The following is a 17,556-nucleotide window of genomic DNA, read 5'->3' as shown; positions in this document are numbered from 1 at the left end:
AATAACTGATCAATCAATGAAAAAATATTGCTTTATACTATTTATATTTTTAGGTATCGAGTCTTTTTCGCAAACGCAGCTGCCAGGATTTTTTAGTGATCATATGATATTACAGCAACAAACAGCTGCATCTATATGGGGGAGGGATCAACCCAATAAAAAAGTTACCGTTAAAGCGAGTTGGGGAAAATCGGCCACTGCAATAGTTAATGCACAAGGCAAATGGAAGATTCAATTGCCCACGCCTTCAGCTGGGGGCCCCTATAATATTGAAATAAAAGGAAGCAATACTATTACATTGAATGATGTACTTATTGGAGAAATATGGTTTTGTTCAGGTCAATCCAATATGGAAATGCCAGTTAAAGGCAACCCCAATCAACCTATTATTGGAAGTAATGAAGCAATTCTGCATTCAACCAATAATTCAATTCGATTTTTCAATACGCCCAAAGTATCAAGCTTAACTCCATTAGATAATTCAAATGGAAATTGGAAAGCCGCTAATACAGAAACTACAGGTAATTTTAGCGCTACTGCCTATTTTTTTGCGAGGAAATTACAATCTGTACTCGGGATTCCTGTTGGAATCATACAATCTGCATGGGGGGCTTCTACCATAGAGAGTTGGATGGATCAACAAAGTCTTCTAAAGTTTAACACTAAACCCATTCCGCAAAAGCTTCCTATTGCAGAACCCAATCGAACGCCGACTATTCTTTACAATTCTATGTTGCATCCATATATTGGATACACCATTAAAGGAGTACTTTGGTACCAAGGCGAATCAAATCGAGAGAATGCCCATGATTACCAAGCTTTATTTTCAACCATGATTCAGTCTTGGAGAACACAATGGAAGCAAGGAGATTTTCCTTTTTACTTTGTTCAAATTGCGCCATTTGAAGGAGGCAAAGTGAATGCAGCTTTATTAAGAGAAGCTCAATTAAAAACCATGTTGACTGAAAAGAATACTGGTATGGCGGTTACCATGGATATTGGAGAAAAAAATATGATACATCCAGCACAAAAAGAAATGGTTGGAAATAGGCTGGCTTATTGGGCATTGGCAAATGACTATCAACTTAAAGGATTCGCATATAGTGGCCCTGTTTATGAATCAATACAAAATACAACTGATGGTAAATTAGAAATTAGTTTTACATATGCTGAAATGGGTTTAACCAGTTTCGGGAAACCTTTGTCTGGTTTTGAAATTGCAGGGGAAGACAAAGTTTTTTATCCTGCTAAAGCAATCTTTACAAAAGATAAAAATGGTCGTATCACGGTATGGAATGAAGAGGTAAAAAATCCAGTAAGTGTTCGTTATGGCTTTACTAGTTGGACAGAAGCAAGCATATATAATATCCAAGGCTTACCAGCATCTTCTTTTAGAACAGACAATTGGTAATTAATTGAATGCTTTGTCCCCCTTTTTTGAGCCTTGTAATACGGTCTCTACATTAGATTCATTTTAGCTTTAGGAGATTGTCTATTTATGCTTAGTTTCAAAAATCGAGCTCAAATTAATGTATTAATGAAGCATCATTTTTTCTTATTTTTTATAGCTGTTTTGTCTTTTAGCTTTTCATCAAAGGCAACTAACTATTATATCAATGCCGAATCAGGAAGAGATACGAATAAGGGAACAAGTGTAAAACTAGCTTTTCAAACAATTGATGCAGTCAATTTAGTTTCATTAAAACCAGGTGACTCTGTACTTTTTGCATCAGGTCAAAAATTTGTTGGGATGCTGGTTATAAAAAATAGCAATGGGGCCCTAAAGCAACCAATTGTCATTTCAAGCTATAGTCATAAAGGAAAAAACGAACGACCCACTATTGATGCGGGGAATCAATTAAATGCGCTGTTAATACAGAATAGTTCACATATTACTGTTAAAGGAATTGAATTTACGGGAATGACACCTTATCCCAAAACCGACTCTACCAATAAGTCTGCAATGAAATGTGGGGTATTGGTAGAACTTACTAAAGAAGAGTCGCAGGGAAATATTATTTTGACCGATTTGAATGTGCATGATGTTTATTTTAATCAGCCAGGTTTTACACGCTCGGCAGCAGAAACAAAATCTGCCAATGGAACCCAAAGTTATGGGTGGGGAATAAGAATTATTAATAATACCAAGCAAGGAAAATTGAGTAATATCAAATTACTCAAAACAACCATTTATAATGTGAGTCATACAGGATTAAAAGCAACCGCCACTAAAAATGGAATAGTGCAATTGGAAATTGCCAATTGTGTTGTAAACAATACAGGTGGACCAGGAATGCAATTCTCTGGAGTCAATAATGCACATATTCATCATAACACCATTAATCATTCTGGTTCTACTTCCGACAGTAGGAACTGGGGCAGGGGAAGTGGTTTATGGACATGGAGCTGCTCCAATTTTGTAATTGAACATAATCGCTTCGAAAATGCCAATGGACCGGCTGATTCTGCAGGCGTTCATATAGATTATAATTGCAATGATATCATTATTCAATACAATGTTAGTGCAAATAATGCAGGAGGCTTTTGTGAAATATTAGGGAACAATTATAACTGTGCTTATCGATATAATATCAGCATTAATGATGGGTATAGAATTAAAGGGGAAAATGGCGCATTTCAAGAAGGCAAAATCTTTTGGCTAAGTGGTTATGTTGGCGATCAAAAGAAAAATACAGGTCCATACAATAGTTATTTCTATAACAATACTATCTATGTTGCAAAAAATATTACCCCTAAAATAGCAGCGAGTAGTAGTGCTAACGGAGTATTAATTGCTAATAATATTTTTTATTTTGAATCAGCAGCACAATCGGTAGCGGGCGATCAAAAGAAAAAAGAATTAGATACAGATGTCATACCCAATGTAGAATTTAATAACAATCTTTTTCTACGTGCAAATAATTGGCCAAGTAATTTTCCATTTAAAGATGCTTCCCCAGTTTTTGGTAATCCCGTATTTAAAAATAAAGCAGGGTTAGCAATTACAGATTATACGCCACTAAATGTTTCATTAGTTCAAAACAAAGGGATTCAAATTAATCACTTACCCAATGATAGTATTGGGATAAGAATTGGATTAAAAGTGGAGAAAGATATTTTAGGAAAACCTATAAATGATCAGCCAGATATTGGTGCTATCGAATTACCTAATCCCAATAAGTCTAATCCTAATATAATATTAATTGTTACAGACGATCAAGGGTATGCCGATGTAGGATTCAACGGCTCAAAAGATATTCCAACTCCACATATTGATCGTATTGCAAAAAACGGGGTGGTATTTAGTCAAGGTTATGTGAGTTATGCAGTGTGTGCGCCAAGCAGAGCAGGGTTGATCACTGGAAGATACCAAGATCGATTTGGCTACAGCCGTAATCCACTTTATAAGCCATTTGATTCAACCATTGGTCTTCCTTTAACAGAACAAACGCTCCCAGCATTTTTGCAACAAGCAGGATATAATACAATGGGAATAGGGAAATGGCATTTAGGTGTTCATGAACAATTTAGACCTTGGAATAGGGGCTTTAATGAATTTTTTGGATTCCTTGGTGGAGGTCACCGTTATTTCCCCAATGAATATGATATCGCTCATCAGGATAGTGCAAAAAATGAAGGACAGAGTTATAGAACCAAGTTGATTAGGAATGAACAAACTGTAGAAGAAACCGAATATTTAACGGATGTCTTATCTAGAGAAGCAGTATCATTTATTGAAAAAAATAAAGCGCAGCCTTTCTTTTTGTATTTGGCATATAATGCACCTCATAGTCCATTACAAGCATCGCCCAAGTATTTAAACCGATTTGAACATATAAAAGATGTCAAGAGAAAAACATATGCAGCCATGGTGAGTGCTGTGGATGATGGGGTTGGTGCTGTTCTAGATAAGTTAAATGAGTTGGGCTTAACGGAAAATACAATGGTGATTTTTCTATCCGATAATGGCGGTCCTGAATCGGATAATGCAAGTAATAATGGAGTATTAAGAGCTGGAAAAAGTTCTTTTTATGAAGGTGGAATTAGAGTGCCTTTTGCCATGCAGTGGCCAAAACAAATTGCACCAAATACAAAGTACAATCAGCCAATTATCTCTTTAGACATATTTGCAACAATTGCAGCAAATATTACTTCAACGGCCAAGCCAAAAAATGAGTTAGACGGTGTTGATCTAATCCCTTTCATCAAGGGGAAACCTAAAAAAGCTCCACATGAATATTTATTCTGGAGACAGTTTGATCAAAAGAATTACGCGGTGTTACACGAGTCGGGAATTAAAGAAGTAATAATTAAAGACACTAGCATGCAAGTCTATAATCTGAAATTAGATATTGGAGAAGAGAGAAATATAATTGATCAAAACAATATTTCATTGAACAGTTTTGAATTGCAACGAAAAAAATGGGAAGCCAATACCATTGCACCTTTATTCTTTGGTTTAAACCAAGAAGAACTTTACAATAAATCAAAAAAATTGCCAAAGAAATGAGGATTTGGAAATTTTATATGAGTCTTAGTCAGTCTAAATTATTTTTTGTGAGCATTGGTATACTCTTGCTCATGTTGATATTGTTTATTGGCACTACTTCTTTTAATACCAAAACAACTATAAGTAAGCCAAATATCATTGTTATTTTAATTGACGATGCAGGTTATGCCGATTTTGGATTCATGGGGGCTAAAGATTTGCAAACTCCCAACTTAGATTTATTGGCAAGTTCTTCTGTTGTATTGTTAGATGCACATGTGAGTGCAACGGTTTGCAGTCCTTCAAGAGCAGGATTGTTAACAGGTAGGTATCAACAAAGATTTGGATACGAATGCAATGAAGGAGAAGGGTATACAGGTATGGATACTGCACAAGTGATTTTACCTAAATTATTAAAATCACAGGGATATGCAACAGCAGCTTTTGGGAAATGGCATGTAGGCTTTAATGCCAATCAACACCCATTGGCTAAAGGTTTTGACTATTATTATGGATTCTTAAGTGGGGGTAGAAGTTATTTTTATCAACCCAATAAAGACGATCGACCAGGCTCAAAGAACGCATTACTCGAAAATCGACAGCAAGTTACTTTTGACGGATACTTAACAGACGTGCTTGGAAATAAAGCCGTTGATTATATTAAACAAAATAGTCAACATCCATTCTTTATGTATTGGGCCCCCAATGCAGTACATACGCCTATGGAAGCAAGTGAAGCGGATATGCAAAAATTTGCTAATCATCCAAGGCAAAAATTAGCAGCCATGACTTTTGCTTTAGATAGAGCAGTAGGGAATATGGTGAATGAATTGAAACGCCAAGGTATTTTTGAAAACACGCTAATCTTTTTTCTAAGTGACAATGGAGGTGCTCATAACAATCAGTCCATCAATCTCCCTTTAAAAGGGTTTAAAGGCAATAAGTTTGAAGCGGGTCATCGAATTCCTTTTTTAGTGAGTTGGCCAAAACAATTTAAGCATCATCAATACGAAGGTTTAAGTTCATCATTGGATATTTTTCCTACAGCCTTAGAAGCTACAGGTTTTACAAAGCCAATGAAAAATAAATTAGATGGAGTAAGTTTAGTTTCTTTCTTAAAGGGGAAAAAATCAACTGCACCACATGATCAGTTGATCTGGAGAAAAGACGCTGAAGCAGCTATACGATATCATCAATATAAGTTGATTAGGGTTAAAGGTTTGGAGGATCGTTTATATAATTTAAAAAATAATCCTGGTGAAACCATCGACATACGTAATACTGAACCCCTCATCTATGCCAAAATGAAGAATCAATTATTGGATTGGGAGAAAGACAAAATGAAACCTATTTGGAGGGAAGGAGCAATCTGGGATACCATCACATTAATGATTCATGATGATTTAATGAATAATAGAAAAGTTAGAGTTGCAGATCCTGCGCAACTGGAAAAATTTCGCAATGTGAAAATTTATTAAGATGCAAAAGGATAAACAGCATTTAAATATAAAAATTGGTGTTAGTTATTTTTTACTCATACTACTATTTGTTTTGCTATTAATATTTCTTTAGATTGTACAGTAGAACTAACGATTAATTACGACAAATTGTTACTCAGGGTTGCAATATTTTTTTGCTTTCTGCAATTGATGGGTTTAAGCCAATTGGCTTTTTCTCAACAAGCTAGTTCGTTTATTAGTATAACTGATGGTCTTGTTAATAATGAAGTTACTTCTATCATTCATGATAAAAATGGATTTATTTGGTTTGGAACTAGGGGTGGATTGCAGCGTTTTGATGGGTATCAAATGAAGCTATTGAACAAAGAATTTGGAAGAGGTAAAAATCTTTTGAGCCAATCTATAGAAGTAATCCAAAATGGCAAGAACAATATTATTTGGATTGGAACAAAATCTGGTGGTTTAAGTGGGTTTAATATAAAGTCTGGTGTTATCACTAATTATATTAATGATAACCAAAATAGCGAAGGTTTTTATGCTGATTATATCTTATCGATTTTTGATACAGATACAGATAAAGTATTCATTGGAACTTGGAAAGGTTTTCAGTATTTAAATAAGGCAACTAGAAAGTTTCGCGTCCTAAGTACTGTTTGGAAAACTTTCGATATTCAATCTGATGAAAAAAATGGCTATTGGTTAGCAACGAATAGTGGATTGAGGCATATTAATCCTCAACTTGAAAATGATTATACAATTAATTTTGGTATTCCTGATATTAATATTACTTCCATTGTAAAAGATAAACAATTGAATTGTTTATGGTTGGGAACATGGAATCAAGGATTATACCAATTAAACTTAGCAACCAAAGCATTTAAAAATTTTAGGCATACTTCAGGAGTTCCAAATTCGCTTAGTTCCAATAATACATATCGACTGTTTTTAGATAGTAAAGGCTGTTTGTGGGTAGGCACTTGGGGAGGTGGTTTAAACAAGTTTGATAGGGGCACTAATAAGTTTGATCAGGTTCAATTAAATATCCCAGGACTTTATACCAAAGACAATCAAATTATCTTAACAATACAAGAAGATCCATCAGGTTTATTATGGGTTGGAACTGACGGAGCAGGCGTATTTAAATTTGATTTGAAACAGAAAATGTTTCGCAATATAGGGTATGAAAATCAGCAAGGATCTTTTTTAGAAAGCACCCATGTACTATCGGTATTTGTTGATCCATATAATAAAATTTGGATAGGCACAAAAGGTGATGGGCTTCAATATGCTAAAGATTGGAAAACATTTCAAAAAGTAAAAATTGCTGAAAAAAACGCATCTAACCAAATGAAGCTGCTTTATGAAAGTCGTTCATTTTTGCAAGATGGTAACTATTTATGGGTAGCAACTAGCAATGGATTAATAAGCGTAATTAATGAATCTGATAAAGCCAAAGTTTTGGCTGTTTATAAACCAATTGTAGATGATAGTAATTCAATTGGAGGGAAAAAGCTTAATGTAATCATTAAAGATCATACTGGAAGAATTTGGATTGGAACACAAGAGAATGGGCTTAGCTATATAGCTGGGTATAATAAAAAAGGGCACCCCATTTTTAAAAATTATAAACCAGCATATGGAGTAAAAGGGGCATTACAAAATGAGCGAATTAGTAGCCTATTAGTTGATTCTAAAAAACGGCTTTGGGTAGGAACCTATAAGGGGTTGCACCTTTATCTACCTGAAACGAATCAGTTTCAAGTTTTTACTCAAAATGATGTAACACAAAATGTAATCAGTAATAATACTATTTTGTGTTTATCTGAAGATAAGTATGGGAATATTTGGGCAGGAACTCAAAATGGACTGAATAAAATTACTGGTGTTAAAGATGGGTTGCTACAAGTTAAAACTTTCACTACCAAACAAGGTTTGCCAAGTGATTATATTCATGCAGTAATACCCGATAAAAATGGAAATATTTGGCTAAGCACCAATAAAGGTTTAATCCGTTATAATCAATACTCTAATTCATTTGCTGTATTTGATAAACGAGATGGAGTTCAATCCATTGTTTTCTCCGAAAATGCTTCATTTGTAGATTCAAAAGGGCAGTTTTTTTTTGGAGGATTAGAAGGGCTCACTTATTTCTTCCCTGATAGTATTAAAATAAATACGTTCAATCCTCCCATTTATTTTACTAACTTATCTATCAATAATACCCCATATGAGTATGGTTCAATTAATGCAGATAGTTCCTTTTTAAAAAAACCGCTTTACGAAACCAAGGAAATAACTTTCACTCACAAAGAAAATATTTTTTCATTAGAGTTTGCAGCCTTAGATTACCATGCCCCTGATAAGAATGAATACATGTATAAGTTAGCGGGTTTTAATAATGATTGGGTGTATACTGGAAACAATCGCTTGGTTTCATTTACCAATTTGGCACCTGGTACTTATCAGTTAAAAGTAAAAGCAACCAATAGTGATAAAACATGGAATCCTACCATACATGAATTAACCATACATGTTTTACCTCCACCATGGAAAACTTGGTGGGCTTATTGTATTTATACAACCGTTTTTATTTTCTTACTATGGTTAACTAGGCATTTGGGTTTAAGGCAAGTTGCCCTTAAAAACCAATTGACATTAAGTCAATTTGAAAGGGTACAGGAAAACAAATTGTCTGATTTTAAAGAAAGATTATTTACGAATATATCACATGAATTTAGAACCCCACTTACTTTGATATTGGGACCGTTAGATGATTTATTACAAAGGAAAAAATTTGAGCTATCTATTGAAAAAAGTTTGCGGTTGGTTCAGAAACAGTCAAAGAGAATGTTGCGGATGGTAAACCAATTATTAGACTTTCAAAAGGCAGAAGCTGGAAGTTTGAAACTTTCGCTGCAGCCCGGTGAAATTGTTTCTTTCTGCCATGAAATTTATCTCTTATTTATAGACGAGGCAAGAAGAAGAAATATTGTTTATCAATTTAATTCAAATGAAAAGTACCTATCATTCAATTTTGACCATAATAAATTAGAAATAATCATATATAATATACTTTCTAACGCTTTTAAATTTACCCCAAATGGTGGTAGTATTCATTTTTCAGTTCAAAAACATGAAAATAATCAATTCAAAATAACCATCAACGACACTGGTAAAGGAATACCTCCTCATGAGTTAGATAAAATATTTGAGCGTTTCTATAGAGGTAGAGAAGAAGATGCCACTACCATTTCTGGAACAGGAATAGGACTTTCTTTTGTAAAAGAACTCATCCAATTGCATGGAGGAACTATTGTAGCGGAAAGTGATGGAATAAATGGAAGTGCATTTACAGTTATCTTACCTTCAATAGCTGTAAATGATGCTTTGCTCAATGCATCTGTAGATGCCATCTATCAAACAAATCAACAAAACGATACCAATTTAAACTACGATTATATGAGTGAAGAAATAGATCAGATAGGGCAAGATCAACCAATCATTCTTGTGGTAGAAGACGAATCTGATATGCTACAATACGTTTCTGAAATTCTATCGCCAACATTCAAAGTTGTAACTGCTATAAATGGGAAAGAAGGAATCGAAAAAGCATTTGAAACTATTCCAGATTTAATAGTAAGTGATGTGATGATGCCAGAGTTAGATGGTATAGAATTGTGTAGAAAATTAAAGTCCAATAAAGACACTTCTCATATCCCTATTATTTTGTTGACAGCTTTATCGGATATGGAGCACCATGTTCAGGGTATTAGGGAAGGAGCAGATGTATACTTGCCAAAGCCATTTAATTCTCAATTATTATTGGTTCATATTCATAATTTAATCAACTCAAGAAACACATTAAAGAATTTATACGCTAAAAAAATATTCTTAGGTTCAGGAAATTTTGAAATCAAAACTTTTGAAGAAGAGTTCCTAGTTAAGTTGATGAAACTAGTTGAAGAGAATATTGCTAATAGTAATTTCAATAATGATGATTTGGCCAATCTTATGTTTATGAGTAGGTCTACTTTTTATCGAAAATTAAAAGCGGTTACTGGAATGTCAGGGAATGAATTCATCAGAACTGCTCGATTAAACTTTGCAGCTAAATTATTAGCCAGTGGTAATTATTCTGTTACTGAAGCAGCACTTGATTCAGGGTTTAATGATATCAAATATTTTAGAAAAAGGTTTCATGATCAATTTGGGGTCAATCCTTCTGATTATAGAAAATAGTATTTTTAAATGTCCTGTTTGCCACGTTTGTACCCCTTTTTTGGGAAAAATGAATTGGTTTAATAAGATAATTTAGCAAGTTATATTGTTGCCAATACTTTAAAATTAGCTTTATGTATAAAAGAGGTTGTCGATTTTTGCTATTTGCAATTACTTTAATTATTTCAACAAATCTGCACTCTCAAAATAACGGGAAGCCTAATATAATTTTAATTTATACAGATGATTTAGGGTATGGTGATGTAAGTGCTTATGGTACTGCTGCAATCAAAACGCCCAATATAGACCGTCTTGCTAAAAATGGTGTTCGTTTTACAAATGCTCATGCAACTTCTGCAACTTGCACACCTTCAAGATTTTCATTGCTGACAGGAAAATATGCATGGCGTAAGCAAGGAACAGGTATTGCGCCAGGAGATGCTTCTTTGATAATTCCATTAACTACCACTACATTACCAGGTATGTTACAAAAAGGAGGGTACCATACTGCCGTAATTGGAAAATGGCATTTAGGATTAGGGGATGCAAAAGGAGCAGATTGGAATGGTAAAATTGCCCCCGGACCACTCGAGATTGGATTTAATTATTCTTTTTTGATACCAGCAACCGGTGACCGAGTTCCTTGTGTATTTGTAGAAAATCACCAGGTTGTCAATTTAGATAAGAATGATCCTATCAAAGTGAGTTACAAAGAGCCGATTGATCCCAGTGCACCAACTGGAAAAAAGAATCCAGCATTATTAAAATTGCATCCTTCGCATGGACATGATATGACTATTGTAAATGGAATTAGCAGAATTGGCTATATGACTGGAGGAAATGCAGCACTTTGGAAGGATGAAGATTTTGCAGATATATTGGTTCAAAAGGCAACAACATATATCACTCAACAAAAATCAAAACCATTTTTTCTTTACTTCTCAACACATGATATTCATGTTCCGCGAATCGCAAATGAACGATTTGTTGGTAAAAGTGGAATGGGGGCAAGAGGTGATGTATTGTTGCAATTAGATTGGACGGTAGGACAAATTGAAGCAGTATTGAAAAAGAATGGATTATTAGAGAACACGATGATTATTTTTACTAGCGACAATGGTCAAGTAATTGACGATGGGTACAAAGATGAAGCCGTTGAAAAATTAGGCAAACACCAACCTAATGGAATATTTAGGGGAGGTAAATACAGTGCTTTTGAAGCGGGTACAAGAGTACCTTTTATCGTTAGCTGGCCAGCTAAAGTAAAACCAGGTAAAGTTAATGATGCCTTGTTTAGTCAAATAGATTTGTATGCTAGTTTAGCTCAGGTTGCAGGTGTTACAAAAGAAGAGGGACAAGCACAAGACAGTAAGAATGCATTGTCTAGCTTAATGAACCAAAGTACAAAGTCTAGAGAATTTTTAGTTGAACAGTCACTTAATTCTACACTGTCTTTATTGGTAGGAAATTGGAAATATATTGAGCCTTCAAAAGGGCCTAAAATAAATAAAGACACTAATACTGAATTGGGTAATTCCTTAGAGCCACAATTGTATAACTTAGCAGACGATCCAGGGGAAACCAAAAACCTTGCATCGGTTTATCCTGAAAGGGTAAATGAAATGAAAGCTCAGTTAGATAAGATTAAACAAAATTAAATTGATGGTTAATAAAAAGGCTGGATTTATTTCTTTCATGTTTTTGTTATTATTAAGTTGTAACAACAGTGATAATAATAAGTTGGAAGCGCAAAAAGATACTGCACATGCTTGTATGCAAGTGCCCCAAAGGTTTGGTGCAAATGCTGATTCAAATATTGCTTTTGGCGGAGATAGTTCTTATGAAAATATGGTATTAATTCCTGGAGGTAGTTTTGAAATGGGTGGAGATAATGACCAAGCTGCAGAAGATGAATTCCCCAAACATACAGTAACCATTGCGCCATTTTATATGGATGTAACTGAAGTGACCAATGCGCAGTTTCAAAAATTTGTTGATGCTACAGGGTATATAACCACAGCAGAGCGTAAACCTGATTGGGACGAATTAAAAAAATCAGTTCCACCAGGCACACCAAAGCCAGCAGATAGTTTATTAGTAGCTGCTTCTTTAGTGTTTAAGCAAAGCAATGGACCAGTTAACTTAAATGACTATAGTCAATGGTGGAGTTGGGTTAATGGAGCTAATTGGAAACATCCACAAGGACCAGGCAGTTCTATAAAAGGGAAAGAAAATTATCCGGTTGTACAGGTGAGTTGGGATGATGCAATGGCTTATTGTAAATGGGCTGGAAAAAGATTACCAACAGAAGCAGAGTGGGAATTTGCAGCAAGGGGGGGACGTATCAACCAGATTTATCCTTGGGGTAACGAAGGAGTTAATCAGGGAAAGCCTAAAACAAATAGTTGGGAAGGGAATTTTCCTTATTTCAATGAACAGAAAGATGGTTTTTTAAAATATGCTCCGGTAAAAATGTTTTCCTGTAACAATTACGGATTATTTGATATGGCAGGAAATGTTTGGGAATGGTGTAGTGATTGGTACCATCATGATTATTATAAGACCCTTGCTAAAACCAACAGCCTTAATCCTTCAGGACCTAATAAAAGTTATGATCCACAAGACCCTTACACACCAAAAAGAGTGTTGCGTGGTGGAAGCTTCTTGTGTAATGATGCTTATTGCAGTGGGTATCGTGTTGCAAGAAGAATGAAGAGTAGCCCTGATACAGGTTTAGAGCATACTGGATTTAGATGTGTTCGTGATATTACCAAGCCATAATATTAATTTGTAAAAGGGAAGTTTATGTTTAAAAAAATAGCTGCTATTTTTTTAGTATCATTTTATTTGTGTGATCTTAATGCACAAAAGCATCATACTCCTCCCAATATTATTGTGATACTTGCAGACGATTTGGGTTGGGCCGATTTAACTAGTTATGGAAGTACTTTTTATGAAACCCCTTTTTTAGATCAATTAGCAAAAGAGGGTATTAAATTTACTAATGCATATTCAACTAGTCCTGTTTGTAGTCCAACAAGGGCTAGCTTGATGACTGGAAAATATCCAACTAAAACTGGAGTTACCGATTGGATTCCTGGAAGAAGTGAAGATGGGAAAAAGCGGGAATATGAAAAAATAAACACCCATCCAACTTCCTTTCAATTAGCATTAGAAGAAAAAACAATTGCAGAATATGCAATAGAAAATGGCTATCAAACTTTTTTTGCGGGCAAATGGCATTTAGGGGAAGTAGAAAAATTCTGGCCACAACACCAAGGATTTCAAACAAATATTGGGGGATGGAGCAAGGGTGCCCCAACGGGTAAATTGAATGATAGTACAGGCGGTTTTTTTACGCCCTATAAAAACCCGTTATTGTCAGACGGGCCCATGGGGGAATATTTAACGGATCGATTAACCAACGAGTGTATTCGATTTTTAGAAAACAAATCAGATAAACCATTTTTCTTAATGTATTCAATGTATGCTGTTCATAATCCATTACAGGCTCCCAAATCATTGATTAAAAAATATCAACTCAAAAAAGATCAGTTAAGATTGAATGATCAACAAAGATTTGCCAAAGATGAGGATTGGATGAAGCCAGAAGTTGGATGGAAAAGAAGATTAATTCAAGACAATCCGGTGTACGCTGCCATGATCGAAAATATGGATTGGAATGTCGGAAGGCTATTGAATAAAATTAAATCTCTCAACTTAGACGATAATACAATTGTTGTTTTTACCTCTGATAATGGTGGGTTAAGTACAGCGGAAGGAAGCAATACTGTAAACACGCCATTCAGAGCAGGAAAAGGTTGGTTATACGAAGGTGGGATAAGGGTTCCATTAATTATATATTGGAAAGGGAAACTATTGTCTGGTAAGGTTTCATCTTTGCCTGTTACTACTGCTGATTTATATCCAACATTAGCGAGTGCAATCAATAGGAAATACAAAAAAGATTCAATGATAGATGGAGACAATATTTTTCCAATGATTCAACAAGTAAATAAAAAACGAATGTTGTTTTGGCATTATCCTCATTATAGCAATCAGGGTGGAAAGCCAAGCGCAGCAATACGTTCAGGAGAGTATAAATTGATTTATCATTACGAAAATCAACAGGTAGCGCTTTTTGATTTAACAAAAGACATTGCTGAAAAAAATAATATTGCATTAAAAAACAAAGCCCTAACCAATCAATTAAAAAGACAATTACTAAGTTGGTTAAATCAAATTGGTGCAAAAACGCTTTGACAGTAAGTTTATATTAAATTCGTAGTAATGAAAGGAATACTTACTGGTTTATTTTTTTTACTTCTAGCTAATCAACAAAATTTATTTGCGCAAAAGAAGAAACCCAATATCATTTTTATATTGGCGGACGATTTGGGATATGGCGATTTAGGCTGCTATGGATCTACTCAAATAAGTACACCTAATATTGATGGATTAGCAAAGTCAGGAATAAAGTTCACGCAGTTTTATGCGGGAAGTACTGTTTGTGCTCCTTCTAGGGCTTCATTAATGACTGGATTGCATACAGGTCATGTTTCTATTAGAGGCAATGGAGAAATACCATTAGCTGAATCCGATAGTATTATGCCACAGTATTTGCATAAAGCAGGGTATAAAAATGGCTTAGTAGGTAAGTGGGGATTAGGGCAGGCTGGAACAACTGGTGCCCCTGAAAATAAAGGTTGGGATTTTTTTGCTGGATTGTTGCATCATGTAGAAGGGCATTACCAAAAACCAGATTCTGCATGGCAATTGTTGAATGGGAAAACTACTCGAGTTAAAATTCCTGCAAACCAATACAGCAATGAATGGTTTACGAATCAGGCAAAAACATTTATACAAGAACAGCAAGCTAGTCCCTTTTTTTTATACCTAGCATATACTTTACCTCATGCAGAATTAGTTGTACCCAAAACTGCAATGCTTCCCTATTTAACAGAAGATGGTACGAGTAAATTTGGCTCAGAAAAAGCGCATCCGACAGGGCAGCATTATGGCCCACAAGCTTTTCCTAAAGCGGCTTATGCGGCAATGGTTTCTCAGATGGATGAATACATTGGACAAATTGTTGCTTATTTAAAACAGCAAAAATTATATGATAATACCATCATTGTTTTCGCTAGTGATAATGGAACACACAAAGAAGGTGGTAGAACCAATCAAGACATTGATTTCTTTAATAGCAGTGGTGGATTAAGAGGGTCAAAAAGAGACCTGTATGAAGGTGGTATAAGAGTCCCATTTATTGCTAGTTGGAAAGGTAAAATAAGGAGAGATATTTCTAGTGATTATGTAGGTTCATTTTGGGATATGCTTCCCACATTTAGTGAAATAGCAGGGGTTAAAACGATGCCTAAAACGGATGGAATTTCAATACTGAATGCATTAAGAGGTAAAAAGCAATTGGCTCATGATGTTTTATATTGGGAGTTTTACGAAGGTGGATTTAAGCAAGCCATCTTGCAAAAAAATTGGAAAGCCATACGTTTTTACAAAGGCACTACTCCAATTCGAACAGAATTATATGATCTTGCAATTGATAGAGGTGAAACCATTGATATTGCAGCACAAAATGAGCAAAAAGTAAAATTGTTAGAAGCTTTAATGGATAAAGAAAGAATAAAATCGAGCAATCCATTATTTCAAATTAAATAAGCCATGAAAACCCAATTAGAAAAACTTTTTTTTGAAAAATATCATCACCAACCTACGATAATCGTTAGATCTCCTGGAAGGGTTAATATTATTGGAGAACATGCCGATTACAATAATGGGTTTGTATTGCCAGCAGCCATTGATAAAGCCGCTTATATAGCCATTTCTCTAAGAGATGATAATGAAATTAATTTGACTGCCTTAGACTTAAATGAACAATTTTCTACTACAGTTGATCAACTAAAGCCTATTGGAGATATAAGTTGGCCCAATTATATTTTGGGAGGAGCTGCTCAATTTTTAAAACGCTCAATACAGCTTCCAGGTTTTAATGCAGTACTTACAAGTGATGTTCCTATTGGTGCAGGTCTTTCATCCTCCGCTGCAGTAGAATGTGCTACTGTATTTGCTTTAAACCATTTGTTACAAACCAATATTGACCGCGTTGAAATGGTTTCAATGGCACAGAAAGCAGAACATGAATATGCAGGAGTAATGTGCGGTATTATGGATCAGTTTGCTTCTATGATGGGTAAGGCTAATCAAGTAATAAAATTGGATTGTCGTTCTCTTGAATTTGAATATGTACCTTTTAACTTAGAAGGAATAAAAATTCTATTGTTGAATACGAATGTGAAACATTCATTGGCATCTTCAGAATACAATACTCGCCGATCAGAATGTATGCAGGCAGTTGAGTTAATTCAGCACCACCATCCTGAAGTACTTTCTCTTAGGGATGCAACAGTTGAAATGTTAGAGCAATTCGTAAAGCCCAATAATGCTATAGCCTATCAACGGAGTCGATTCGTAGTAGATGAAATGAAAAGACTGCATGAAGCATGCCATTTTTTAGCAAAAAATGATATTGCTTCAATGGGTGAATGTATGTTTGAAACACATATTGGCTTAAGCAGTCAGTATGAAGTCAGTTGCAAGGAACTCGACTATTTAGTAGACTTTGTAAAAGATAAACCTGAAGTAATAGGAGCAAGAATGATGGGTGGCGGGTTTGGAGGCTGCACCATTAACTTGGTTCTAGAAGATGAAATTGAATCATTAATCAAAAGTATTAAACCAGCTTATGAAGCTGCGATGGGATTACCATTGGATTATTATATTGCCACTATAGAAAACGGCACGGAGGTAATTTGAAATCAGGGTGTGAAAGACTAAAAGGTAAAGTCAAGCCCCAAACCATATTGAAAAATCAAGCGTAGTGTGTAATACTGTATTTTTGCCCAATGATTCAGGTAACTAAAATATTTAGATTCGAAACAGCGCATGCTATTCATGGATATAATGGCCATTGTAGAAATATCCACGGACATTCTTATGTGCTACATGTAACAGTGGGTTCAGATGCCGATGATATGGTATACTTGCCTAAGCCAGGCTTTGTAATTGACTTTAAAGACTTAAAAAAAATAGTGAATCGAATTATTGTTGATGAATTAGACCATCGGTTAATTCTGTCAAAAGATTTTTTAGTAGAACACCCACATGCAGCTGCATCAGAGAACTTAATAATTTGGGAAATGGAACCAACGGCTGAGAATATATTACTTTATATCAGAAACGTATTATTAGCAGAGTTGCCCAATGAAATTAAATTAAAAAAATTAAAAATTTATGAGACCAGTGATTCCTATGCAGAGTGGGAAAGTACTGCCAGATAAACTTAGAAATCCCTACTAGGCTTTCGTATAT

Annotated in this window: 10 protein-coding genes; all 10 read left to right on the top strand. The window is 34.9% G+C overall.

Features of this window, described 5'->3' with window-relative positions:
- The first annotated feature begins 16 nt into the window (after nucleotides 1-16).
- The 10 genes from ACTIEI_RS00810 (at nucleotide 17) to ACTIEI_RS00765 (ending at nucleotide 17,525) form a co-directional block, all read left to right on the top strand.
- Nucleotides 17-1,411, top strand: a complete 1,395-nt coding sequence (locus ACTIEI_RS00810; RefSeq protein ID WP_439504373.1) for a sialate O-acetylesterase — start codon at nucleotides 17-19, stop codon at nucleotides 1,409-1,411.
- Nucleotides 1,412-1,537: 126 nt separating this feature from the next.
- Nucleotides 1,538-4,510 carry a sulfatase-like hydrolase/transferase gene (locus tag ACTIEI_RS00805; protein ID WP_439504372.1) on the top strand — a complete coding sequence of 991 codons (2,973 nt, stop codon included), beginning with the start codon at nucleotides 1,538-1,540 and terminating at the stop codon, nucleotides 4,508-4,510.
- Nucleotides 4,507-5,967 (top strand): sulfatase-like hydrolase/transferase, encoded by a 1,461-nt coding sequence (locus tag ACTIEI_RS00800; RefSeq protein ID WP_439504371.1) that lies wholly within the window; start codon nucleotides 4,507-4,509, stop codon nucleotides 5,965-5,967. Before ACTIEI_RS00805 ends, ACTIEI_RS00800 begins: the two co-directional genes overlap by 4 nt.
- A 171-nt stretch (nucleotides 5,968-6,138) precedes the next feature.
- Entirely contained in the window at nucleotides 6,139-10,188 is a 4,050-nt protein-coding gene (locus ACTIEI_RS00795; RefSeq protein ID WP_439504370.1) for a hybrid sensor histidine kinase/response regulator transcription factor, read from the top strand.
- 113 nt (nucleotides 10,189-10,301) lie between these two features.
- Nucleotides 10,302-11,825, top strand: coding sequence for a sulfatase family protein (locus ACTIEI_RS00790; protein ID WP_439504369.1), 1,524 nt, complete (start codon nucleotides 10,302-10,304; stop codon nucleotides 11,823-11,825).
- Between the two features lie 4 nt (nucleotides 11,826-11,829).
- Nucleotides 11,830-12,948 (top strand): formylglycine-generating enzyme family protein, encoded by a 1,119-nt coding sequence (locus ACTIEI_RS00785; protein WP_439504368.1) that lies wholly within the window; start codon nucleotides 11,830-11,832, stop codon nucleotides 12,946-12,948.
- Nucleotides 12,949-12,972: 24 nt separating this feature from the next.
- Nucleotides 12,973-14,430, top strand: coding sequence for a sulfatase (locus ACTIEI_RS00780; RefSeq protein WP_439504367.1), 1,458 nt, complete (start codon nucleotides 12,973-12,975; stop codon nucleotides 14,428-14,430).
- Nucleotides 14,431-14,457: 27 nt separating this feature from the next.
- The gene (locus ACTIEI_RS00775) at nucleotides 14,458-15,846 is read left to right on the top strand and encodes an arylsulfatase (protein ID WP_439504366.1); all 1,389 of its coding nucleotides are present in this window, start codon (nucleotides 14,458-14,460) and stop codon (nucleotides 15,844-15,846) included.
- A 3-nt stretch (nucleotides 15,847-15,849) separates the two neighbouring features.
- Nucleotides 15,850-17,001 carry a galactokinase gene (gene galK, locus ACTIEI_RS00770; protein ID WP_439504365.1) on the top strand — a complete coding sequence of 384 codons (1,152 nt, stop codon included), beginning with the start codon at nucleotides 15,850-15,852 and terminating at the stop codon, nucleotides 16,999-17,001.
- Nucleotides 17,002-17,090: 89 nt separating this feature from the next.
- The gene (locus ACTIEI_RS00765) at nucleotides 17,091-17,525 is read left to right on the top strand and encodes a 6-pyruvoyl trahydropterin synthase family protein (RefSeq protein ID WP_439504364.1); all 435 of its coding nucleotides are present in this window, start codon (nucleotides 17,091-17,093) and stop codon (nucleotides 17,523-17,525) included.
- Nucleotides 17,526-17,556 lie beyond the last annotated feature (31 nt).

The sequence above is a fragment of the Sediminibacterium sp. genome (genome assembly GCF_051860225.1).
Lineage (GTDB): Bacteria > Bacteroidota > Bacteroidia > Chitinophagales > Chitinophagaceae > Sediminibacterium.
The sequence above is the reverse complement of the archived record's forward strand: the minus strand, read 5'-3'. Positions and strand labels throughout refer to the sequence as shown.

Bases quoted from the DNA above. Each gene is read 5' to 3' on its own strand.
- ACTIEI_RS00810 (WP_439504373.1), top strand. From the start codon at position 17: ATGAAAAAATATTGCTTTATACTATTTATATTTTTAGGTATCGAGTCT.
- ACTIEI_RS00805 (WP_439504372.1), top strand. From the start codon at position 1,538: ATGAAGCATCATTTTTTCTTATTTTTTATAGCTGTTTTGTCTTTTAGC.
- ACTIEI_RS00800 (WP_439504371.1), top strand. From the start codon at position 4,507: ATGAGGATTTGGAAATTTTATATGAGTCTTAGTCAGTCTAAATTATTT.
- ACTIEI_RS00795 (WP_439504370.1), top strand. From the start codon at position 6,139: ATGGGTTTAAGCCAATTGGCTTTTTCTCAACAAGCTAGTTCGTTTATT.
- ACTIEI_RS00790 (WP_439504369.1), top strand. From the start codon at position 10,302: ATGTATAAAAGAGGTTGTCGATTTTTGCTATTTGCAATTACTTTAATT.
- ACTIEI_RS00785 (WP_439504368.1), top strand. From the start codon at position 11,830: ATGGTTAATAAAAAGGCTGGATTTATTTCTTTCATGTTTTTGTTATTA.
- ACTIEI_RS00780 (WP_439504367.1), top strand. From the start codon at position 12,973: ATGTTTAAAAAAATAGCTGCTATTTTTTTAGTATCATTTTATTTGTGT.
- ACTIEI_RS00775 (WP_439504366.1), top strand. From the start codon at position 14,458: ATGAAAGGAATACTTACTGGTTTATTTTTTTTACTTCTAGCTAATCAA.
- galK (WP_439504365.1), top strand. From the start codon at position 15,850: ATGAAAACCCAATTAGAAAAACTTTTTTTTGAAAAATATCATCACCAA.
- ACTIEI_RS00765 (WP_439504364.1), top strand. From the start codon at position 17,091: ATGATTCAGGTAACTAAAATATTTAGATTCGAAACAGCGCATGCTATT.